The organism is Fluviispira sanaruensis (assembly GCF_004295685.1).
Taxonomy (GTDB): domain Bacteria; phylum Bdellovibrionota_B; class Oligoflexia; order Silvanigrellales; family Silvanigrellaceae; genus Silvanigrella; species Silvanigrella sanaruensis.
Genome location: NZ_AP019368.1, coordinates 2,487,495 through 2,510,951, shown reverse-complemented (window position 1 = coordinate 2,510,951; position 23,457 = coordinate 2,487,495). Strand labels below are relative to the sequence as shown.

General features: G+C 35.2%; 20 protein-coding genes. 15 read left to right on the top strand and 5 right to left on the bottom strand.

What is annotated here, in order from left to right; translation table 11 throughout:
* Positions 1 to 5 precede the first annotated feature (5 nt).
* Both EZS29_RS10550 and EZS29_RS10545 read left to right on the top strand, forming a co-directional pair.
* A complete protein-coding gene (locus tag EZS29_RS10550) occupies positions 6 to 1,475 on the top strand; it encodes an NADH-quinone oxidoreductase subunit G (protein WP_130610115.1) in 1,470 nt (489 codons plus the stop codon).
* A 10-nt stretch (positions 1,476 to 1,485) separates the two neighbouring features.
* Positions 1,486 to 2,076, top strand: coding sequence for a NuoI/complex I 23 kDa subunit family protein (locus EZS29_RS10545; RefSeq protein ID WP_130610112.1), 591 nt, complete (start codon positions 1,486 to 1,488; stop codon positions 2,074 to 2,076).
* A gap of 1,089 nt (positions 2,077 to 3,165) precedes the next feature.
* Here EZS29_RS10545 and EZS29_RS10540 read toward each other — a convergent pair.
* Positions 3,166 to 3,411, bottom strand: a complete 246-nt coding sequence (locus EZS29_RS10540; RefSeq protein ID WP_130610109.1) for a hypothetical protein — start codon at positions 3,409 to 3,411, stop codon at positions 3,166 to 3,168.
* Between the two features lie 61 nt (positions 3,412 to 3,472).
* Between EZS29_RS10540 and rpsF the strand changes: the two genes are divergently transcribed.
* The 4 genes from rpsF to EZS29_RS10520 all read left to right on the top strand — a co-directional run bounded on the left by rpsF (position 3,473) and on the right by EZS29_RS10520 (position 6,721).
* Positions 3,473 to 3,892 (top strand): 30S ribosomal protein S6, encoded by a 420-nt coding sequence (rpsF, locus tag EZS29_RS10535; protein ID WP_130610106.1) that lies wholly within the window; start codon positions 3,473 to 3,475, stop codon positions 3,890 to 3,892.
* Between the two features lie 56 nt (positions 3,893 to 3,948).
* The gene (locus EZS29_RS10530; protein WP_130610103.1) at positions 3,949 to 5,304 is read left to right on the top strand and encodes a hypothetical protein; all 1,356 of its coding nucleotides are present in this window, start codon (positions 3,949 to 3,951) and stop codon (positions 5,302 to 5,304) included.
* Positions 5,305 to 5,362: 58 nt separating this feature from the next.
* On the top strand, positions 5,363 to 5,809 hold the full coding sequence (rplI, locus tag EZS29_RS10525) for a 50S ribosomal protein L9 (RefSeq protein WP_130610100.1): 447 nt from the start codon (positions 5,363 to 5,365) through the stop codon (positions 5,807 to 5,809).
* Positions 5,810 to 5,986: 177 nt separating this feature from the next.
* On the top strand, positions 5,987 to 6,721 hold the full coding sequence (locus EZS29_RS10520; protein WP_130610097.1) for a hypothetical protein: 735 nt from the start codon (positions 5,987 to 5,989) through the stop codon (positions 6,719 to 6,721).
* On the opposite strand, the gene EZS29_RS10515 is transcribed toward EZS29_RS10520, so the two are convergent.
* Both EZS29_RS10515 and lnt read right to left on the bottom strand, forming a co-directional pair.
* Positions 6,718 to 8,001 carry an AAA family ATPase gene (locus tag EZS29_RS10515; RefSeq protein ID WP_130610094.1) on the bottom strand — a complete coding sequence of 428 codons (1,284 nt, stop codon included), beginning with the start codon at positions 7,999 to 8,001 and terminating at the stop codon, positions 6,718 to 6,720. The two genes, EZS29_RS10520 and EZS29_RS10515, sit on opposite strands and share 4 nt — an antisense overlap.
* Positions 7,988 to 9,691, bottom strand: a complete 1,704-nt coding sequence (gene lnt / locus EZS29_RS10510) for an apolipoprotein N-acyltransferase (RefSeq protein ID WP_130610091.1) — start codon at positions 9,689 to 9,691, stop codon at positions 7,988 to 7,990. The genes EZS29_RS10515 and lnt overlap by 14 nt, the downstream gene beginning before the upstream one ends.
* A gap of 28 nt (positions 9,692 to 9,719) precedes the next feature.
* Between lnt and EZS29_RS10505 the strand changes: the two genes are divergently transcribed.
* The 6 genes from EZS29_RS10505 to EZS29_RS10480 all read left to right on the top strand — a co-directional run bounded on the left by EZS29_RS10505 (position 9,720) and on the right by EZS29_RS10480 (position 16,328).
* A complete protein-coding gene (locus tag EZS29_RS10505; RefSeq protein ID WP_172603894.1) occupies positions 9,720 to 11,060 on the top strand; it encodes a DUF1573 domain-containing protein in 1,341 nt (446 codons plus the stop codon).
* Between the two features lie 144 nt (positions 11,061 to 11,204).
* Positions 11,205 to 11,864 (top strand): hypothetical protein, encoded by a 660-nt coding sequence (locus tag EZS29_RS10500; RefSeq protein WP_130610085.1) that lies wholly within the window; start codon positions 11,205 to 11,207, stop codon positions 11,862 to 11,864.
* Between the two features lie 2 nt (positions 11,865 to 11,866).
* A complete protein-coding gene (locus EZS29_RS10495; RefSeq protein WP_172603893.1) occupies positions 11,867 to 12,283 on the top strand; it encodes a VOC family protein in 417 nt (138 codons plus the stop codon).
* The gene (gene ftsY / locus EZS29_RS10490) at positions 12,276 to 13,481 is read left to right on the top strand and encodes a signal recognition particle-docking protein FtsY (RefSeq protein WP_216678664.1); all 1,206 of its coding nucleotides are present in this window, start codon (positions 12,276 to 12,278) and stop codon (positions 13,479 to 13,481) included. The genes EZS29_RS10495 and ftsY overlap by 8 nt, the downstream gene beginning before the upstream one ends.
* 176 nt (positions 13,482 to 13,657) lie before the next feature.
* Positions 13,658 to 15,409, top strand: coding sequence for a DUF2079 domain-containing protein (locus EZS29_RS10485; protein WP_130610079.1), 1,752 nt, complete (start codon positions 13,658 to 13,660; stop codon positions 15,407 to 15,409).
* A gap of 22 nt (positions 15,410 to 15,431) precedes the next feature.
* On the top strand, positions 15,432 to 16,328 hold the full coding sequence (locus EZS29_RS10480; RefSeq protein ID WP_130610076.1) for a type 2 periplasmic-binding domain-containing protein: 897 nt from the start codon (positions 15,432 to 15,434) through the stop codon (positions 16,326 to 16,328).
* Between the two features lie 9 nt (positions 16,329 to 16,337).
* Here EZS29_RS10480 and EZS29_RS10475 read toward each other — a convergent pair whose 3' ends face one another.
* Positions 16,338 to 17,486: a 3,4-dihydroxy-2-butanone-4-phosphate synthase gene (locus tag EZS29_RS10475; RefSeq protein ID WP_130610073.1), complete on the bottom strand. Its 1,149-nt coding sequence runs from the start codon at positions 17,484 to 17,486 to the stop codon at positions 16,338 to 16,340.
* A 146-nt stretch (positions 17,487 to 17,632) separates the two neighbouring features.
* On the opposite strand from EZS29_RS10475, the gene EZS29_RS10470 reads away from it, so the two are divergent.
* Complete coding sequence (locus EZS29_RS10470) at positions 17,633 to 18,370, top strand: TerC family protein (RefSeq protein ID WP_172603892.1); 738 nt, start codon at positions 17,633 to 17,635, stop codon at positions 18,368 to 18,370.
* 82 nt (positions 18,371 to 18,452) lie between these two features.
* On the opposite strand, the gene trmFO is transcribed toward EZS29_RS10470, so the two are convergent.
* Complete coding sequence (gene trmFO, locus EZS29_RS10465; protein WP_130610066.1) at positions 18,453 to 19,922, bottom strand: methylenetetrahydrofolate--tRNA-(uracil(54)-C(5))-methyltransferase (FADH(2)-oxidizing) TrmFO; 1,470 nt, start codon at positions 19,920 to 19,922, stop codon at positions 18,453 to 18,455.
* Between the two features lie 101 nt (positions 19,923 to 20,023).
* On the opposite strand from trmFO, the gene EZS29_RS10460 reads away from it, so the two are divergent.
* Positions 20,024 to 21,175 carry an NAD-dependent epimerase/dehydratase family protein gene (locus EZS29_RS10460; protein ID WP_130610063.1) on the top strand — a complete coding sequence of 384 codons (1,152 nt, stop codon included), beginning with the start codon at positions 20,024 to 20,026 and terminating at the stop codon, positions 21,173 to 21,175.
* 110 nt (positions 21,176 to 21,285) lie between these two features.
* A complete protein-coding gene (locus EZS29_RS10455; protein WP_130610060.1) occupies positions 21,286 to 23,367 on the top strand; it encodes a heterodisulfide reductase-related iron-sulfur binding cluster in 2,082 nt (693 codons plus the stop codon).
* Positions 23,368 to 23,457 lie beyond the last annotated feature (90 nt).

Genomic DNA, 23,457 nt, shown 5'->3' with positions numbered 1-23,457 from the left:
AAAAAATGTCAGAAACTGTTACGCTAACAATTGATGGCAAAGAAGTCACTGTACCAAAAGGGACTTCAATCATTGAAGCTACAGAAATTTTAGGAGTTGAAATTCCAAGATTTTGTTGGCATCCAGGCCTATCTGTGGCGGGGGTTTGTCGCTTTTGTATGGTAAAAATTGAAGGCATGCCCAAGCTGCAGATTGCTTGCAATACCGCTTGTACGGAAGGCATGAAAGTCATCACAGTGAGCGATGAAGTCAAAGATGCACATAAATGGGCTCTTGAATTCCATCTTATCAATCACCCACTCGACTGCCCTATCTGTGATCAAGCGGGTGAGTGTGAATTACAAAATTATTATATGAAAGTGGGGCGTTATTCTTCGCAAATGGACGAAGATAAAGTGCTTAAACCCAAAGCTCTCGATGTCGGTGACAATCTTGTCCTTGATACAGAACGTTGTATTTTGTGTTCACGCTGTGTGCGCTTTGAAGATGAAGTTACCAAAACAAGTTCTCTCGGAATATTCAACCGCGGTGATCACTCTGTGATTGGCACATTTCCAAATAGAAAAGTTCAACACAATTATAGCTATAATATTGTTGATATCTGTCCAGTGGGCGCATTTACAGCAAAAGATTTTCGCTTTAAATGTCGTGTTTGGTTTCTTAATGAAACAAAAACAATTTGTCCTGGCTGCTCAACTGGCTGTAACGTTACTTTATATGAGCATAAAAACCAGAGACAATATTACCGCTTAAAACCAAGAAAAAATTTGGAAGTAAATGGCCATTGGATGTGTGATGAAGGCAGAACAATGTATGAACATTTAAATGCCACCAATCGTCTTGCAGCACCTATCATGCAGGGTAAACATTTATCTTGGAATTTATTGAGTAAAGAATTAAAACAAAAGCTTGAGAAAGTTAAGGGTAATGCTGCTAAAGTGGCATTGGTATTAACTCCACAATACACAAATGAAGAGTATGAAAATATATTATCTTCTCTCAATTCAATATTAGGTGGTCTGCCGAATATTTTTGTGTGGCGTGACAGTAAGGAAAAATTTGATGATTTTGATGGAATATTAATGCGTGGCGATCGCAATGCGAATTCAAAAGGTCTTGCACAAACTCTTGAAAAAAAATCAGCGCAAGCAATTCCTTTAAGTGGGGATTTTTCTCCACTTGCTTCAGCGAATGCAGAATTGGTCATCGTTTTTGGACCAGAAATCGAAAAAGCGTATTCACAATTTGCAACAGAAGTTTCACGTTTTGCTGAAATGACCAATGTTGTTTATTTTGGTACAACCTTAAATCCAATCGCTAAAAAGTTTTCACTTACGATTCCGACAAAAGTTTTTGCAGAAAAGAATGGAACCTTTGTCAACTTTAAGGGCATTCCGCAAAAGCTAAAAGCGAATCCACTTGTTTTCCCTGCTATGAAGGGAATTGAAGATATTTTTGCAGAAATGAAAGCGTGAGGCATTGACAATGGGATATATTAACGTTTCAAAAGACCCAGAAAAAAGCCTAAAAAATGGTTATTTGTCTACAACTTTGCTAGGTCTTGGGCAGACAATTTCCGTTTTTGCAAAACAGCTTTTTAAATTGGAAGAGTCCGTCACTATTCAATGGCCAGAAGTCGAATACAAATACTCTGAACGTTTTAAAGGCGCGCACTTTTTAACAAAAAGACCTGATGGACAAGTCCGTTGCACGGCTTGTTTTTTATGTGCAACCAATTGTCCTGCGCAATGTATAAATATTGTTGCGGGACAAGCAAAAGACAATGGTATTGAAAAATATCCAGTGCGTTTTGAAATTGATATTTTACGCTGTGTTTTTTGTGGCTTTTGCGAAGAAGCTTGCCCTGTAGACGCAATTCGTCTTGGGCCAGAATATTCTATGGCGGGTTTACCTGAACAAAAGTGGGTTTACACCAAAGATTATTTATTAAATAGAGATGAAATAAAGAAACAAGTGGGTGCAAAACAAGTTTCGAAGAAAGAAGAAAATACCAAAGACGCATCTGTACTCAGTTCTCTCCCAAATATTCATCGTCATTCAGGCGAAGGTCATTAAAATTAAAGTATAATTAAATATTAAGATTAATTCTGTGTTTAATTATACTTTATTAAAATATTTTTTGGGGACTTCTCTAAACCAATGGTTTAACGTTTCTTCTCCTAATTTATCGTAGATATAACTATATAATTCAGAAAGTTTTGTCTCTATATCGGGCTTACTGTCCCCATTACCTATGACAGGGGCATGATGAATGTATCTGCCAAAATATTCCTCACAAAAAGAATAATAATTTTTAGTAAATAATATAAAATTATGCCTCATTTCTTCTATTATAATTGAATCTTCATAAATAAATAGATTAAAATCTATATCCTAATCTAAAAATGATTCATTGCAGAGTCAAAGCCATTTTAATGTTTCAGTAAAAATATCTTCGCCCTCTTTAAAGCTCAGGCTCGGATTTTCTTTTATAAATCTTTCTATTATATTTTATTATAAAATATTAAAACTTCAGTGAGGCTTTTCCTTTTGTATTCAATATTTTTTAACATTTTATCCTCTATATAAATATTAAATCTATTTAAATAATATAGTATACAATTTATTATTTTTGCGAAGTTAAATGATGTAAAGAGTATTATATCATTTTAAATGAAGGCAAATATCAATACCAATACATCTGATCTTATTATTTTTTTATAATATTATCTTTCTTTTACAAGCCTTTTGATAAATTCAGATTTGGTTGTTTTTATTCTGAAATATTTTCATCTTTTTTGAATTAATAGAAACTGCCTAAACTATAAAAAGTAACAAAATAAAAGTCAATTCGTGGAAAAGAAAAAATGAAAGGTAATGTTCGAGATATAAAATCTTTATAATTCATATATGTAATCATAGCAAAGTTGTGTTCACTAAGAGGAGGTGAAATAAGTATGCAATAGTCATTCAGCTGCCAAAAAGCCAAGGTCGATTTTTTGATGTTAGACTCTTGGAGCAGTCGCTGAATACGGATTTGCATGAAGAGTGGTGAATAACTCGCTTCTAAGGGAGCAAGAGTGTGGCTTTGTTTTGTTCAAGTGCACAGCGGATTTTTTCTTTAAGTTATTGATATATTAAATAAAATTTATTCAAGAGAAAAAATCATGGCGCAACTTTTAAATTAATTATACTTTCAGTGGGTCTGGAACGGAGCAACTTCGTTGGCTGATTAGAATCCAAAAAAACACGAATATCTTCAGATAGATACGGTGTTTCTTCGCGAACACTTGCTTCTACATGCGGGTTGCTAAAATAAAAACAAGTTGAAATAATTCCAAAACAGAATGTCCTATTCAAAATAGACTTGAAAAAAGTAAGAAATAAAGGTAGGGGAGATACTTCGACCAAACTCCTTGCTCCTCATGTCTGGGGCTCAAGTTTTAGTTGCGCGATCCATAAGGAGAATTCTATGCGTGAATATGAAGCAATGATTATTGCCAAGGCTGATTTGCCTGAAGCTGAACTATCCAAGATGGTTTCTAAATGGGAGACTATCATTGGAACTGACGGTGGACAAGTTGTCAAAAAAGACACTTGGGGTGTACGCCGCCTTGCTTATCCTATCAATAAGCAAAATCGTGGAAACTACTTCGTTTATGATGTAGCGACCAATCAAGCAAATATCCACGAGCTTGAACGTGTTTTAAAACTCGAAGAAAATGTTCTTCGTTCAATGGTTATCAAACTTGCAGACAATGTAAATGTTGAAAATCGTCGTTTAGAACTTCAACAACAAGCAGAAGCAGCTGCCCAAAGAGCAGCAGAAGCGGCTCGCGAAAAAGCTGAATCTGAATCATTAGGTGCTCGTAGAGGCCGTGACGACGAATAATTATTGCGAGATATTTTTCGTTTTCAAGGCTTTTTAAGCTGAAATTAGAGGTTTTCATGGCGCAAAAGTTTAGCAACCCGCAAGGGTCGAGTTCAAGTCAAAACAACAATGCTCCAGCAAAAAAAATTACGCCGGCTTTGTTTTTTTCTGGGATCTTTGTAGCTATTAGCTTTATCGTTATGCTGATTCCTCTTGCTCTCTTTAATGTTGCGCAGGTAGCAGCCATGTTAGGCAAAAGAATAGCTCTTTTCTTAATGGCAGCTGTTGCAGGTTCTTTTTTTCTCTTTGGTTATTTATTTTCAAATTTAAATATAATGGCTATGGGGTTTTTAGTGATTCTCGCTATTCCTTTTTTCATGTCAGCGATTTATTTTCGTGAAAAAAGAAAACATTGGCTGTATGCAGCCTCTGTTTTATTTCTCCCAGCAGTTTTGTTTTTTAGCTGCATTTGTTTTACACCTGTCAAGCTGATAGAACAAAATGGAGAAATAAAAAGCGAATTACAATTGAGTATCGAACAAAAGAAAGAGCAACTGCAAGCAGAGATCGCTGGTAGAAAACCAACTGCTGGTGAGACTCAACTGAGTGCAAAATACGATCAACTCTCAGAACAAATTGCTCAAATCATTTCTATGCCAGAAGTGAAAAAATTTATTGAATATAACTCTTGGCAAAGAATAGCTTATTTTGTTTATGGAGCAATGGCATCCACATTCTTAATCGGATTGTTGACTTCCTTTGCTAATGTTGTTTTTGTTGATTTTGGTTATGAGCAAATAGAAAGATTGCGCTCTGTGGTGAATTATATCCGCAGAAACCCATCTTCTTTTTCTTCTCAAATCGTTTCTGTCCTTTTTTCTATGCCAATGGTTAGAGCAAATAGACTGGAAACACCAATTTATATCAATCATCATTCTTCGCAAAGTGTACGTATGGAAACAAATGGGCAAAAAACCTCGTTTCTAACAGCACTTTGGAAACCCTTGAAGCCAAAAAACACAATTTTATGGCAAGGATATGCCTTTCAATATGAGGGCAAAAGCGCATGGGATCTAAGAAGTTTTTCTTTACCGCTGCCTCTTGCTCTTTTTGCTGTCGCCTTTATTGGAACTATAGCATTTTGGTATGGAAACCTTGATTCTATCATAGCATCCTTAGGGCAAGGAAGCTTTGCTCCTGTGCTCGCAGTCCTCAGTGCTTTATCATTTGTCATTTTGACTATTGTAGCATTGCAGGGGATGTTTACAGTCTACAAAAGACTATCAACTCTGTTGATTCTCATTTTAGTGTCTGTGTTTTTTATTCTGAGTTCAAAAATATTTTTTGGACCTTATGCAATTCTAGCAGTATTTGGTGCTGTTGGATTGTTTGATTATGTGTATGATTGGCGCGGAAGAAAGCTTAAATCTTAAGTTCTTTCTGTGTTTTTCTAAATGAATTTGGTTTTTAATATACAAGAGGGTTATTATTATGCTCGTACTTTTGCAAGCAAATGTACCAAACTTAGGTCATATTGGTGACCTTGTTAAAGTAAAGTCAGGATATGCTAGAAATTTTCTTTTTCCACGCGAACTTGCTGTTTTAGCGGATGAAAGAAATAAAAAATTGCTTGAGCACCAACGCCGTCAAGCTGAAATGAAGAAGCAAAAAGAACTTGCTGCAGCAACTGAACTTGCAGCAACTATCAGTGCTCTTTCCTTAACGATTCAAAAACCAGTTGGTGAAGAAGATAAAATCTTTGGAACAGTTACAACTCAAGAACTTGCAGATGCGTTCCGTGCTGCTGGCCATGAAATTGATCGTCGGATGATTACAATTATCGATGAAATCAAGCTAGTAGGTGTTTATAAAGGTTCCGTTAAGCTTCATCCAGAAGTTTCTGCTCAATTCAATATTTGGGTTGTTGCACAAAACTAAAAATTATCCCTTTTGTATCAATTGGTTATATTTTTTGAAAGCAGGTGAGAACGTCTCATCTGTTTTTTTTTGTCAGTTTTTATTTTTAAGTTCTCATGAATAGATTCCGATTTTCTTTTTATGAAACATTTAAAAGATGCACGAAATCTATTGGAGCAAGGTGATTCAGGAGGAGCTATGGAGATTATTGAAAATCTTCTTGGTCTATCTCCTAGGAACATGGAAGCGTTGAGAATGAAATCCTTTATTCTTGATTCCTGGGGGCGGTTTGATGAGTCCTTGGCTATCTTGCATTCCTTGGGAAAATTGGCTACGGAAGATGAACCCTTTGAAGATTTAGATAGACGGATGGAAGAAGAGCGTGAGTCTCTCATCTATAGCCGTCTGACTCCTGAGGGCAGATGGTATTTTCAATTTTCACCCTTGCAAATGCTTGTTTCGTTATTTGGTTTAATGGGTTGTTTCTTATTTTTAATCACAAGCCCTACATATTTTGATAGCCCTGGATCTTCACTTGGACTTGCTCTTTCCTTTGTTACGTTGGTATTGTTACCTTGGATAGTTTTATTAACTCTGAATTTTAAAGGTGTAAAGAAAATATTGGTAGGTCTCGCTGGAATTCATGTTTTTTATGGGGTTAAGAAAATATCCTACACATGGGAGCAAATGGGCTCGGTTGTCATTGAATATGATACCAACTTGAATACGGACTATTTGCGCATGATTGTTTATTCTAAATCAACAAGAGAAGCTCTTCTTAATTTCGATATTTCTAGAGGCAGTAGTGTGATTCGGGCAAGAAGGCATTTTGTCAGACTTGTTCTTAGTTATATTGACACTGTCAGCTATGTTCCAAGAGGAAAAGCTACAGATTTTGATCGCAATAATAATAAAACTACAACTGCAGCTTAATTATTTTCTACTTTATTAGGCTTTTTCCATAGATCTGCCAGGCGATTTTTAAGACGTAATTCAGTGCCATAATCGGAAGGTAAATACGCAGCTACTCTTTCCTTCTGTTTAATCTTAGAAATATCTTTTGGTAAATAGTCAAAATAAACAAAAGAATTTTCGAAATTGTGTGGGTATTTATATTGGCTTTTACCTTTGATAGTTATTTCATTTGGGGGCTGTAATGAATAGCCATTTTCCTCTGCTTGTTTACGCCAGTTTCTCACTCTTTCGATTGCAAGATAAGCTTTGTTACTTTTCATCGTGCTGGCTAAATAAGTAACAACTTGAGCCAAAGGAATTCTGCCTTCGGGCATGCCAATGCATTCAATCGCTTTATATGCATTTACTGCTAAAGAAAGTGCCTGTGGATCTGCATTGCCAACATCTTCACTAGCAAAAATGACACAGCGTCTGGCTATAAAAATGGGATCTTCACCTTTATCGAGGGCTGTAATAGCATAAAATAGTGCAGCGTCGGGATCACTTCCACGCATACTTTTAATCATAGCGCTTATAAAATCGTAATGATTTTTATTTGTAAATGCTTTTAATGAGTTTTTAAATACATCATTTTCTTCGTCTTCAGTTTTACAATGAATAATATTTTCAAATAAATTTAAGGCAAAGCGCAAATCACCTCCACTCATTTGAGAAATTTTTGGAATAATCTGTTTATTTATTTTAAATTCATCAAAAGATTTATTCTGAAATTCTTCTTCATTATTTTTTAAGAACTCATACCCATGCAATAAACCTTGAGTGATATCATCTTCGTTCAACGGAGTAATATAAATACTTCTCACTCGACTTAAAATAGGTGGCGAAAGTTCTGTTGTCGGGGATTCCGTTGTTGCTCCTATGATCCAAGCTTCAGAATATTCAAGGATAGGGAGGAGAATGTCTTGTTGATTTCTACTAAGACGATGAATTTCATCGATAAAAATAAGTGCTCCTGGATTCTTTTCAACCGCATTTTTAATCTCTTTAACCCCATCGCGAACAGCTGATAGGGTCACAAAATGAATACCTGAATCTTCACCAAGCATACGAGCTAAAGTTGTCTTACCTGAGCCAGGAGGCCCCCATAAGATAATATGGAATTTGTGAGAATTACGCCATTGCTTAAGATCTCGCTCCCAAATTTTTTTTGCAGAACCCAATAAATAATTTTGTTTTGCCAATGATGGCCTTAATCTTTCAGACAACAGTCCTTTTTCTTTTTTATCAGTAATTATCATATGTGCTCTTGTTTGCTGCAATAAATAGCCAAATAAGTGATAAAATTCCTAATATAATAAGAGGCCAATTAGATAAGAGGGTATATATTGTGATTTCATTTGAAATAGGAACATCAACATATCCAGTTTCTTGAGTTAAAAGCGGAGTTGGCTGTAAGATGACTCGACCTAGTGGATCGAATGCCATTGTTGGTCCCGTGTTAGAAACCATCACAAGACTTCGTGCGTTTTCAATGGAGCGAAATTTATTGAGTATACTAAATTCTAGTCCAGCATTGCTTTTTACCATCCAAACAAAATTGGCCTGATTAACAAAAAGACTAGCCTTACCTTTTAAAGTTTCGAGGCGAGGAAGATTTGGATCGATTGAGTCAAAGCAAATGAGTGGTGCAACGAAATCTTTTTCCGTATAGGCTAAAGCATCGTAACTGGTTCCAATTTCAACTTTACTCGCATTTTCGAATATATTTCTATAATAAATTCCGATTTTTGGAAAATAATTTTCAAAAGGAACAGACTCACCAAAAGGCATGGGCACCCATTTGTCAAAATCTTTGCTCTTCGAGCCATCAGGGCGAATTAGAAAGGATGAAGACCAAACCCGTGCTTTTTCATAACCGACTTTTTTAAGATCCTCTTTATCCCATTTTGTAGCTTGCACTAAAATTGGTACTTGAACTGATGCTGAAAATTGTTTGGTTGCTGCAATTTCAGCATTATCTAAAGTAAAGAAACTATGAGTCCCACTCTCAGGCCAAATAATAAGGTCGGGTTTTTTTCCATCTTTTGCAATCGATTTTTGCACTGTTTCACGGCTCATTTCGATGAGTCTCGCTAAATTTTGTTGTTGCGATGTTAAAGAGGGAAGTGGAATTGAAGCGATAGAGTTAAACGTAAAGTTGGGTTGAACAAATGCTATTCGAGTTGTTTTTGCATTTAATAAAGATTCATTTATAGCATTTATGCGGAAATATCCAAAAGTAAAAATAATGCCCCAGAGTATTAAATTGATACATGATATAGAGATAAGTAAACTTTTATTTTTAGAAAATTTGAGCAAAGCATCGGATAATGAAAGGCTTGTATAAAAAATAAAAAATGAAATAATATTAAATCCGAAAACGCTGGATATTTGATTTATTTGTGTTTCAGAGTGCATGAGACTGCCAAAAGTCCAATTAAAGAATCTAGGTGCAATGATTTCAAAAAGTGTCATCGTCATTGCGATTGCAATAATTGGTAGTTTTTTATTACTATATTTGGACTCAAGCCATGTTTGCAAAATGAGTGGTGAAAATAAAAATGGAAAATAAAGCGAAGTGCATAAAGAAATGGCAGCATAAAGAGGGTATGCAAAATAGGGCTTTAAAGTGCTAAAATAAATTATGGGCTGTGAAATCCAGAAAAATGCAATAAGCTGTAATATAAAGCCAAAAAACCAAATGGCAAAAAATGCGCTGAATGCACGTTTTCTTGGGCTGATTTGGGCAAAATGTTTTTTTAAATTTGAGTGCTCTGGGTATTTTCGTGGGAGTGTTTTTATTGCAAGGATGAGTGGAATCAGTGCAAAAGGAATGAATGCTCCAATTCCTAGCAAAGGAAAAACATAACCAGGAAATCCCATCGAAACGAGAATGGCGCTTAGTATGAGAGCAAAATACTTTAGAATACTTGATTTTATTGATACCATGAACACTTCTTATTTTAGGGGTTTGGACTTGAGCTGTAAAAAAGATTATACCAAAGCGGGTGGCAAGATAACATGTGAAAATAGGGATCACAACATGTGTTTTTCTAAAAGAGTCAGATTTTTCTTAACAAGAATTTTTTGTGTCTTTATTTTTTATCAAGTTTCTTTTTCTGCAAATGCAATAGAACCCATGATCGATCTCAACTTACAAGGACAGGTTCCACGCGTTGAGTTTGACTCGACACGCTTTGACTTTGGTGAAATTTATCGAGGGCAAAAAGTGAGTCATATGTACCGTTTTCAAAACACAGGAAATGGGACCCTTGTTTTTAGTAGTATCCATGCAGCATGTGGTTGTATAAATACTAAAATATATTCAAAAGATGGCAGCACAATAAAAAATGTTTTTAAATCTGGCGAGAGCGGTTACGTTCATGTTGAATTTAACTCGAGAGATTTTTCTGGAAACATAGTGAAACCGATTACTTTAGAAACAAATATGGGATCATCCTCCCCCACTGTTACTTTAACTGTCACTGCAACTGTTTTACAGGAATTAACTGCTGCTCCAACTCTTTTATATGTGGGAAAAATCCAAAGTGATATTCCAAAATCTTTTTTATTAAATATGAATTTAATTTCACGTGGTAAGCCTTATACAGCAAAAGAAGAAATAAATTATATTGACACAGCAAAATCAGATGTAGAAGCGACATCTTTTTCGAGTCAAATAAAAGAAAATATTTTAGCTGACAATGAGCCTTTCAAAATCATTGCTGTTGAATCCAGTGTGCCGTTTATTAGAGTTAAATTACTGTCTCAAACATCGGCGCACAGTGCTCAAATATCTGTGCAAATCGATGATAAATCTATTCCTATTGGCCCCATCAGTGCAAAAATAAAAGTTTGGAATAATTCTCTCTATTATAAAGATTATGAAATACCTGTCATTGGCGAATCTGTCGGGCATGTGCAAGTTTCGGCAAAATATGTTGAATTTGGAGTTGTTAATGAATTGAGGCCCTCAGAGCGTGTTATTACCTTTAAATCTTTAGATAAAAACTTTACTGTCACAGGTGTTAAGGTGGAGTTAAAAAAACTTCCAGAATTGAAAAGTCTCAAAGATTCAGAGCTATTTGAAATAAAAAAAGACAAACTCTCACCAACAAATGCAGCTAATGATGGGAGTAATCACTCGTCTTTTGTAGTATCATTTAAGCTTCTTTATCCAAAAAAGCGAGATGAAATTAAAGAATCAGACGGGTCTCCTGGGGTCAATGTTTCTGGATTTTTTGTTGTCAAAACCAATGATCCCGATTACAAAGAGATTACTGTGCCGTTTTTTGGCGTGCTAAGGAAAGAGCCATGACAGAGCAAATGATCAAGATACATAATGCCGCACAAATTCCTTCCATTTATATTGATGGAGGTATAATAGCGGGTTTATTTTTTACTATTTTAGGTTTGGTGTTTATAATTTATAGCTCCAAGAAGATAAATTAAGAGGTTTAAAGTGGGTATTTTTGACAAGTTTTTTTCTTCACAAACAAAATCATATGACAAATATGGTGATGTCCTTAAAAAAGCAATGACAACAAAAGAGCAACGCTTAGAGGCAATTGAAGCGCTCGAAAATATAGCGCCAGAGCAATCCGTTCCGCAACTCTTAAAGCGGTTTGAGCTTTCTGTAGATTCCGGCATTATAGACAATCGTGAAAAAGAAAAATGTCTAAATATCATTGTAAGTCATGCTGATAAAGCGAAGGAATTCGTTAAAAAAACAATAGAAACACAAAGACGGATCTCATGGCCGATTAAAATTGCCGAGAAAATTTTCTCACATGATGAATATGTAGATATTTTAATAAAGAACTTGGAAGCAAATATTGCAGTTTTCGATGAATCCGTTCTTGAACGAAACGAAGAAATTATGCTTGCGCTGAAAGAAGTAAAAGGCAAAGAAGAATTAATCGTAAATAAAGTAACTGAATTCTTATATAGCCGGGATGAAAATTTAAAAATGGCGGCACTTGAATGTTTAGAAGAGCAAGCTAAACAAAATGAAAAAGCAAAAGAAATAATTTTAAATTTATCTCATCAGGCAATTACGGATGAAAACTCTAGGTTTATTGGAGTGGTTAACTCTATTATTCAAACTCACAAATGGTCTTAATTATGTCATTTAATACTCCGTGGATAAAAGGGATTGGTCATCTTGCAATCATTATTGATGATCTTGAAAAAGGCAAATGGTTTTTCGGTGAGGTATTACAGTCGAGTTTCTACATGTACAAAGGTGAACAGATCATGGTTGAAATGGGTTCATCGGTTTTCGTTGCAAAACTTTCAAAGGATGCTGTAGACAAAACAAGACAAGTGGGGCAATTTGGAAAACAAGTTCTTGATCATTACGGTTTTCAAGCAGAATCTCCATCACAAGTCGATGCTTTTTGTCAGCGAATGCAAAGTTTTCAATTGGAAATAGTTCGAGAACCGCACGATCGTTCTGATGGTCGTGCATTTTATTTCCGAGATCCTTTTGGGAATCTTGTAGAGTATTTTTGGTATAATAGGAAAAAAGATCATGAATAATATGACAAGCGATCAGTTTATGATTGCAGCAAGTGTAGTTGTCACTATACTTGCTATTTTATTTATTACAAATTTAATTTTAAATCGCAAAAAATCGCCGCCAAAATCATTGCCGAAAGAATCTATTCGCGAAAGTCTAATAGAGCTAACGGAACGAAAAAAGCAAGAAGTTCCCTTAGTCCAAAAAACTCATGAGCAAACTCAGGTTGTAGCACCAGAGCAACCAGTAAAAGTTATTGTTGATGAAAAGAAATGGTTTGATCGTTTAAAGGGCGGTTTAAGAAGAACTCATTCACAAATAATTAATGGATTGGATGAATTTTTTACTACGAAAAGTGATAAAGTAACACGCGATCAAACTCTTGAGCATCTTTTTGAAATTCTCATACAGGCTGACATTGGAGTAAAAACATCCGATCTTTTGGTTGAAAAAGTTAAAAGTAGACTCACAAAAGATGATTATTCTGACCCAAATAAATTTAAAACTATTTTAAAAGAAGAAATTTTTAATATTTTATCATCTACGAAAGCTAATCCTAAAGGTGAAATTGAAAAACCTATGCTCAGCCTTTCGGAAAATAAAGTTCCACATATTGTATTAATGGTGGGTGTGAATGGGGTTGGTAAGACGACTACAACTGGGAAACTTGCATATAAAGCACATCTTAGAGGACAAAAAGTTGTTATTGGTGCAGCCGATACTTTTCGTGCAGCTGCTATTGAACAGCTTTCTGTTTGGGCGGATCGTTCTAAAGCACATATGATTCGCTTAAAAGAAGGAGCAGATCCCGCATCTGTGGCATTTGAAACGGTTAAAAAGGCATCTGAAACGAATGCCGATGTGTGCCTGATCGACACTGCAGGCAGGCTGCAAAATAGACAGGATCTCATGCAAGAGCTTGCTAAAATAGGCCGAGTGGTTGCAAAAGAAAATCCCGATGCTCCCCATGAAGTTCTTCTTGTGCTCGATGCCACGACAGGACAAAATGCTTTGCAACAAGCCAAAGTCTTCCGTGATGTCGTTAACATTACGGGTCTCGTACTGACAAAACTCGACGGCACTGCCAAAGGTGGGATAGCCATAGCAATTGCGGCAGAATTGGGATTGCCTATTCGCTATGTTGGTGTAGGTGAGTCTGTTGAGGATCTCGAAATATTTGAAGCCCATGAATTTGTCAGTGCTTTATTCACTGAGTGATTATCCCTGAGTTGCCCGAAAATTTTAAATAATATTTTTTATAAAATATTTTAAAAAAAATTGAAAAAAATCAAAATTTGATTTTTTTTTTTGCTTATTATAGATTTAATTATCTTAAACAAACTAAGAGAGCTATCCTGAATAAAGTTTAACAAAAATTAGTATAGAAGGATTAAATGAATATTGAATTCCGTGCTTTTTTGAATAAAGAAAAATTTTCTCTGATCGGAGTCGTCATTGTTTCACTTCTTGTGATTTTCGCAATTGTTCCAAACTCTTTTGCTATATCTTTAGTGGGAGTAATCTTTAGTTTGTTGTGGTTGCTCTTTAGAAATTCAGAGAGGAATATCTTCTCTGAAATTGGTGATAAAAGATTTTTAATTTCATTCTTCGGTTTTGCATCTCTTGTTACCATAGCAGCATGTTTACATGCATATGCTAGAACGCATTCGCCCGGATTCGATCTCTCTTGGTTTGCGCAAGCGATATCTACCGTTAAATTTGGAGAATTATTAAGAACGACTTCAGAACTTCGCTATCATTACTTGCTTACGCATTGGGAGCCCATTTTATTCACAGCCGTGCCTTTGACCTATATATTTTCTGGAGCGGTTTCGATTGTTTTATGGCAAGCCATTGCTTTGCTTCTTGGATCGTTAGCTGCCTGGAAAATATCTTCATTCTTATTCTTGAATTCTCGATTGCCTGTTTTGCGTTACTTAACGACAATTTTATTTATTCTTTCCTGGATTAATGTAAACCCGATAATGTTTGATGCTCACCCACCCGTCTTTGGTACTTTACTTTTTATACCTTGGATTTTTTATTGCATTATTTCTGATAAGAGCAAATATATTTCTTTTATTTTATTATTATTTCTAGTGCAGTGTAGCGAAATATTTTTTGCTATAGCGCCTGTGTATTTCATTTATTACATTTTAAAAGAAAAAATCTCAATCCCAAGAATTTTAATCTCAGTCGTTTTATATTTTGTAGGTTTTCTTTTGATAGGTTCATTTCAACGTTATTTTGGGCCTTGGCTCACAGGAGAGGCATTTCGTTTTGGTGATAGATTTGCCAATGTCGGAGGGGATGGTATTGGTATATTACAAACTTTTTTTCGAGATCCACTCTTGGTTATTTCTCAATTATTTACAATAGATAAAGTAAAAACTTTCTTAAAAATCTTTTTCTATTGTGGGCCATTTGCATTTCTAGCAGTTTTTTCGAAAAAATATCGACTTATTGCGATTTGTGTTTCTTTCGGTTGTCTCGCATATTTTATACAAGCTGGATTAAGTGGTGGGATGATGATCTCCACTAATACGCATTATATTTCGAGTCTGGGAACTCAGTGGTGGATCTTAACGGTGCTTGGAATTTATTATTTAAGTAACGAATTTGACACTAAAAATATTTTATTGCATAAAAGCGTAAACTTTATTTTTAGCAATAAAAAAATTATTCCATTTTTTATGATTTTATTTTTTCTAAATACTTCTGAGTGGAGAAAAAGTTTACTCTATCCAATAAGAGGTATTATTGAAAGAGACAAGGTAAATAAAGAGGTTCGGAATTTCTTAACATCTATACCAAGAGAAAAAGGAGTTATGCTCAACGGCACTGAGTGGCTCTGCCCATTGGCAGCAAATGAGCGGAAATGGTTGCTTTGTGAAGGCATTCCTGAAAATGTTCTGAGACAAATGCCTTTGGATGTTGTCGTAGCAAATAAAGATAGATTAAAAAATACCTATGAATCTTTTTCAGCACAATTTAAAGAAATGGGAAATGGAAAAATAATAAAAGCTCTGATCGCTCAAGAGGCAAATGCAGTTGGGTGGGAAAAAGTTGGTGATTATCAACAAGCCGATTTATTATATTCCTCACGCAAAACTATATATTACTATACAATTTGGAAAAAAAAATAATAATTAAATATAAGGATTTTTTATGTCTCTAAGATTATTATATACTATACCTGTTCTATTTTTTATGTTTTTTTCAAATAATTATTTATATGCACAGATGGTTATTCATCATAAATTAACTGCTTCTCAAAACGATTCAAGTTTAAGTTATGAACTAGCATTGCTGACTCTCTTATTAGAAAGAACGACGGATAAATATGGAAGTTTTCAACTTATAAAAGCAGAAACTTCTTCACAGTCAAGAGCCTTTTTAGAATTAAAAAATAATTCCCAAAATATTGATGTTATTGCAACTATGACTTCAAAATCGAGAGAGGAGGATGCAGAACCCATTCGAATATGTATTTTTAAAGGGTTATTAGGGGTCAGAATTCCAATGATATTAACAGAAAATAAGGAAAAATTTGAAAATATTAAAACTGCAAAAGAACTACAAAAAATTTCAATTGGTCAGGTTTTTGATTGGCCAGATACAGAAATTCTTCTGAAGAATAAAATAAATGTGATTAAGGCAACTTCTTATCCAGTGCTTTTTCCTATGTTGAAATCACGGCGCTTTGATCTATTTCCCTTAGGAGCTCTAGAAGTTTTTCCTATTGCAGAGAGTCATGCAAAAGAGTTTGAGTTAACAGTTATTAAAAAATGGGCTATCGTATATCCCACAGGTTATTATTTTTTTGTGAGTAAAAAAAATAAAAAACTACAACAAAGATTAAAAGATGGTTTTGAGAAAATTTTGCAAGATGGCTCATTTGAAAATATGTTTAATAAATATAACGCGCAATATTTGCAAATAGCAAACTTGAACAGTAGAAAGCTCATTTTCTTAAAAAACCCTTTATTGCCAAAGAAAACACCAATCGATAACGAGAAATTATGGTATCCATTAATTTGGCAAGGTATAAAATCAATAAATTAATTGCACTTTTTAAGAGTTTTGTATGGAAATAATAGCATTTATGAACATAAAATCTTCTGGCACAATAAATTTTAATTTGCTTAATTTATTTTCATGTGAATCATTTAGGTTGAAATCTTTATTTATAAACTGAATAGATCTCAATAAACTCACAGCGCGACGAACCGAGCTTTTAGTTTTTTTCAGTCCTTCTTTACCGCTCATATCACAAAAATCTTTTATAGATTGAGGAACTATTTCTAAACAATTTTCATGAGAAAAGAGAGAAATTTCTGCAGAACAAGACTCTCTTGAAATTCCATTGTCCCAAGTATAAACAGAGTTTGTAATAGATAATCTAATGTTATCGAAAGATAATTCTTTTTTATATATACTTAACATCGTCGGAAGTGTGATGTTTTCTTCAAGACCTGCTTGTAAAATAAAAACAGAAATCGGTTTTAAACTCTTTTCTTTGCAATCAAACTGTTCGCTTTTTAAGAATTTGCTTTCATTGTTCTCGCATAATAAAATTTTATTCCAGAGAATATCTACAGTTGAAATAAAGGGAAGATTGTGAAAAACACATTTCCGATTTTCTTTGTGCGCAAGTGTATGTGGATCGATAGCATCTCCATCGTCACCAAGCACCTCACACATAGCGGCTGCGTAGGGTAACTTTGTCATCTGGCAAAGCTCGTACAACGCTTCTGTGTGTCCAGCCCGCGCTAAGAGTCCGCCTGTCATTGCTCTCACGGGAAAGACATGACCAGGTGATATAAAGTCAGACATTTTACTATTTATATTTGCCATTAGCGAAATGGTATGTGCTCTGTCTTTAGCGGAGATTCCATTTGTAACTCCCTCTTTGGCATCAACTGAAACTGTGAAATTCGTATGTGAAACTCCACCAGGAAGTTTGGGTGATGTGCTAAAACCTAAATTGTCAGCCAATTCATGTCCTAAAGAAACGCAGAGCAAACCACGTGCATATTTTATTGCAAAGTTAACATTTTGGGGAGTGGCACCCTTGGCGTGAAAGACGAGATCAGCTTCATTTTCACGGAGACCATCATCGCCCACTAAAATAAGTTGGCCTTCTTGGAATGCGATTAAGGCTTTTTTTAATTTGTTTTTTATTGCAACTAGCTCTGATGAATATTGATTATCAACAAGCATCTTTCAGCCCTCCCTTTACAGATCAGTTGAAATGAGTGACAGTAATCGCATTTCAAAGGTTTTTGGTCAAGCTTTGCTTTATCAGAGCTATTTCGTTAAATGTGTGAGTTTTAAGTGCTATATTTTTTATGAAAGAGGAGGCTTCCTTGTTTGAATTTAATTGGGCGCAAGTTGTAATCATTATTAACCTTGTAATATTAGAGGGACTTTTAAGTTTTGACAACGCGCTCGCACTTGCAGCTCTCGTCAAGAAAAAACTTAAAGATGTCAATTTACAAAAAAAAGCACTTATTTGGGGACTTTGGGGTGCCTACATAATGCGAGTGGGAATTATTTTTATTGGTGTTTGGCTCATGCAATATGAATGGGTAAAAGCTATTGCAGGTATTTATCTTGTTTATTTAGCTGTAAATGAACTCTTTTTTCATAAAAAAGGTGTGGAAATCCATGAGACTGATTTAAGCGAAATAAATAAAACTGCAGTCAAAACTACTTCACGCGTTTTCGTTATGACAATTATTCAAGTTGAACTTATGGATTTGATGTTTTCGATCGACTCAATTGCTGTTGCATTAGCTATTTCTGATGTTAAATGGGTCTTAATCACGGGTGCTGTGCTCGGTATTTTGATGATGCGTATTGCCGCTCAATTCTTTATTAAACTCATCGATAAATTTCCAATCCTCGAAAAAACAGCATTTGTTTTGGTCGGTATTGCCGGTATAAATGTCCTGCTTAAATTAAAGGATCTAAACTTAGGCTTTATGTATTTGACAATCGATAAACATATCCCTGAAAATATATTTTTGTCATTAATGGTAGGAATTCTTATTGGGGCAATGATTTTAAATAAATTATTTCCTAAAAAGTTTTCTCATAAATAAGAAATAACTTTCATATTTTTTTTGAAAGTTATTTTGTTTTTCTTTAAAAGAAATATGTTATTTGTGATATACTTTAAACGAGTTATGAAAGGCAGTTTAATTCTGTTTCTTTAAGCCAGGCGCTAAAAAGATCTTCTGAACGGCAAGCCATTAATTCTCTTTTTACAGACTTATCCAGTTTCTTTAGTTTTAAAATATTTTCTGGATTTGTTGAATATTTATTTATGTCTTCTTTGCTTAAATCATTATACAATCCCCAGTGAATATTCATTGGCGAAAATCTTTTTGTTTCACCATAAATGCAATAACGTGCGAGACAGCCAAGTGAAGTATTTGCAGGCGGACATGAAAGTCTACGATTGTTTTTTAATTTTTGCCCAATCACATGCGCAATGTAAACACCCATCGCTGAACTTTCTAAATAACCCTCTACTCCCATTATTTGTCCGGCTAAATAGAACCGCTTATCTGCTTTTAAAGTAAAATCTTCATTTAAAATATTTGGCGAAACCAAATAAGTATTGCGGTGCATGCTGCCCATGCGGAAAAATTCAACGTTTGCAAGACCTGGTAATGTTCTTAGAATTTCTTTTTGCGCTCCCCAGGTCAAGCGTGTTTGAAAACCAACCATATTCCATGCGGAGTCACCCATTTTTTCTTTGCGCAATTGCACCACAGCATAGGGCATGCGGCCTGTGCGTGGATCGTCTAATCCGCGAGGTTTCATGGGGCCAAAGGCAAGTGTACGAGGCCCTCTTTCTGCAAGAACTTCAATAGGCTGGCAGCCGTTAAAATACTTTGGCTCTTCAAACTCTTTGTGTGGAACCTTTGCGCCAGCACAGACTTTTTCTACAAAAGAATAATATTCTTCTTTGTTTAAAGGAATATTTAAATAATGTCCTTCTTCTTCCTCATCTGCTATTGGAGGCAGACCATCCGTAAGTGCTTTTTCCTGCGCTTGTTTCTTTTCAAAGGCATGGGTGCGTGTCTGTCTATTTGCCAGAAAGGCGATGGAGTTATCAATGGTATCACCGTCTAGGATAGGTGCAATTGCATCGTAAAAATAGAGTTCCTCTGTACCTGTCATGTTTCTCAGATCATTTGCTAAGCTATCGTCAGTCAAAGGTCCAGTTGCTATCACAACAGCAGCAAAATCAGTGTGTTTGAAAACATCACTTGCTCTTTCAATTATGCAATCAACAATTTTGAGATTCTTATGTTGCTTGAGTTTATCAGTAATTGTCTGAGAAAAAAGTTCTCTATCAACAGCAAGTGTTTCGCCTGCAGGCACCTCAGCGTATTTTGCTGAAGGGATAACTATGCTTCCCAATTGCTCAATTTCGCTCTTTAGGGTTCCCGCAGGGTTTAAGCGGCTTTTTGATTTTAAACTATTTGAGCAGACAAGTTCTGCAAATAAATGTGGAGATATTTGTGCAGGAGTTGTTTTTTTTGCTTTCATTTCAAATAAAGTGACTTGAATTCCGTACTTCTCTGCCAGCACCCAAGCGCACTCGCTCCCTGCTAATCCTGCACCAATCACTGCAACTTTCATATAAAAATTCCTCTTCTTTTTAGTTTCAACTTTTTTTCATTAGGAAATTTATTTTCTAAAAGCATCCTATTTATGCTAGACCCCTCTTCAAAGGGAAAAGCTTGACTGCTTTTTCAATGGGCATATATTATGCTCAATTGCCAATTCTCTTTACCCTTATTGGAGTAAATATGCCACTTTTTGTTGTTACGGGCGCAAATGGATTTATTGGAACAAATGTAGTGGAAAGATTGCTGACGGCAGCTCCTGAGGAACTTGGCTTTGCCAAAGAGCAATCTGTTCGCTTTTCAGATTTTGAAAATAAAGTGCAAGAAAAAGGCTGTTCTGTTATCGCAACCGATATGTCGAATTCTATGAATAGGATCAATGCAAGTCGGTTTTTAGGGTCCGTACGCTATCACTATGTTGATTATGAAAACCTTATTGCTCATTTAAATAAACTGGATCGCAAACCCGATATGGTTATTCACAATGGTGCTTGTTCTTCTACTACAGAAACAAATCCAGAGATATTTCAAAAACTAAACTTAGGTTATTCTCAATTGTTGTGGGAGTATTGTGCAAAAAATGACATTCCATTTATTTATGCATCGAGTGCTGCAACTTATGGAGATGGGAGATATGGTTTTTCCGACAAAAAGGAAGATTGTGAAAAATATGTTTCTTTAAATTTATATGGTAAATCTAAACTTGATTTTGACCTATGGGCATTAAAACAAAAAACGACTCCACAAACATGGTTTGGGCTTCGTTACTTTAATGTGTTTGGTCAATTTGAATCGCACAAAGCGGGGCAAGCAAGCATGGTTTTTCATGGCTATAATCAAGCGGTGAGAACAGGAAAAATAAAATTATTTGAAAGCAATTCTGTAGATTATGCACATGGAGAACAGCTTAGAGATTTTGTTTATATCGATGATATAACTGATATCACTATGGAACTTATTCGTATTTGTATGGAAAGAAAAGAAAATAAATCTTCACATATAATTGCCGACGATGGATTATTTTTAAATATCGGGCGAGGAATTGCTGAAAGTTGGAACAATCTTGCACGGGAAGTTTTTTCAGCGCTTTCGCTTCCAGAATCCATTGAATATATTCCTATGCCTGATAATATCGTAAGACAGTACCAGAATTACACTTGTGCAGAACTTTCTACTTTGCGCTCTTTAGGTATTCAGCATGAGTTTAGAAGTCTAAAAACAGGTGTAACGAAATACGTACAAAAGCATTTAATGCGAGGCCAATAAAAACAATCTAACTCAAAATAAAAATTGAGAATGTTTACATTGCTGCGCATGTAGAATATAAATAATTCATATTGGAATTGTTTTTCCCTGTTTATATAAGGTTTTTTTGCATGGATGCTCAACAACTCACACGACAGATTTATTGGTCGCCTTCTGGCGGATTAAACGAAATACTCCATTTAACTACATATTTTTGGCTTTTATTAGCTATGGTAATTTTTGTTTTTGGAGTTTGGAAACACATAAAGCTTTGGCGCATGGGCAAAGCTGAGGTTGCATTCGATCGTCCATTAGACCGTTTCCTTTTATTATTTCGAAATGTTATCGCTCAAGCAAAAGTTCTTCGTGCGAGAAGACAAAGAGATCCAAAACCCAAATCTGTCTATGCTGCATGGATGCACGGACTTATTTTTTACGGTTTTTTAACTTTATTATTTGCAACAACAATAGTTGCATTAAAAGATTATCATATTCTTGATGTGTATTATGGTTGGTTTTATGCGTTTATAAAAGTTGCATGTCAAGTTGCTGGTGTTGGTTTGGCTATTGGACTTTTAATGGGAATATTTAGAAGAAGCGATAAAAATCTTGGCTTTAAACATAGCGCTGGATATACTTTACTTTATTCTTTTTTATTTTTATTAGTTATTCAAGGGTTTTTGTTACAAGGTTTTCGTTTAGCGTTTCAAGAAAATGCGCCGGATATGCATTGGGCATTTGTAGGTAATGCCATTAGTTTTATTTTTCCTAAAGAAATGTCTGCGGACAATGCAAATGCAGTTTATACGAGTATTTGGTATTTTCATATGGTCACAACCATGGCATTTGTTGCTTTTATTCCATATACTCGCGCTATGCATATTGTCACTGCTTCCTTAAATTTATACACACAACGTTTAACACCAACCGTTTTGTTAGCAAAAATGGATTTTGAAAATGCAGATGCAGAATATTTTGGTGCACGTGAAATAAAAGATTTTACTTGGAAAGATTTATTAAGTTTTGACAGCTGTACAGAGTGCAGACGCTGTACAGATATTTGTCCTGCAAATGCAGTTGGAAAACCACTCGATCCAAGGGAAGTTATTTTAAAATTAAAAAATAGTATGACTGTCGAAGCATTATTTGCAAAAGAAGAAGATGATAAATATTATTTATTTGAAAATGGCACAATCACACACAACGAAATCTGGTCTTGTACGAACTGTGGAGGCTGTGTCAACGAGTGTCCAGTGGGCATCGATCAACTGCGCACAATTATGCAACTGAGACGTTATCAGACTTTATCTTTAGGCGAAGTGCCGACCTCTGCCGGAAAAGCTATAGAAAATATAAAACAGTATAGCAATCCTTGGGGATTGCCGCAGGCTGATCGATTTAAGTGGGCTGAAGGCTTAGATTTACCTATTATTACAGGTGATTCACCTGAAGTCGAATATCTTTACTATGTCGGTTGTGCTGGTTCCTATGATTTAGGAAATCAAAAAGTCGCACGCGCTGTAGTCAATATATTAAAATATTGCGGTGTTAATTATGCTGTTATGGGTAAAGCAGAAAAATGCAATGGTGAACCTGTAAAACGCTTAGGGGATGAATATTCATTTTCTGAAATCGCAAATAGCAATGTTGAACAATTGAATAAATTAAAATTCAAAAAAATAGTCACGCATTGTCCACATTGTTTTAATACTTTAAAAAATGATTACCAAGAGTATGGTGGGAAATATGAAGTTTATCATCATTCACAATTATTGACAGAATTGTATAAGTCGCAGAAATTAAAGTTACCTGTAGAAGTAAACAAATCTGTTACCTTTCATGATCCGTGTTTTTTAGGCAGGCACAATGGAGAATACGATGCTCCTCGGCAAATTCTTGAAGCTGTTGCTGGTTTGCGCCTTTCTGAAATGGAGTCGAGTCGCGAGACATCGAGCTGTTGCGGAATGGGTGGAGGAAATATGTGGTATGAAAGTGAAGGTGGTGGTAAAATAGTTGAAAATCGATTGAAACATGTTGCAGCCACGGGTGTGCAAACGTTGGTCACTGGCTGCTCATTTTGCATGATTAACTTTAAGAGTGCCTTTCAAAACTTGGAAGAAACAAAAAATCTTGAAGTGATGGACATTGCCGAAGCGATTGCCTTGGCTATGCCAAGTGAAGCAAAGAATGCTGCTTCCATGCCAGTGAATTGATATTTGACATATCTTTATGCTAAGGTTAACTGTGTCCGACGGTTCTTTCTTTTTTAAGAAAGCGCCTCATTTTTCTTAGGATGGATCGCT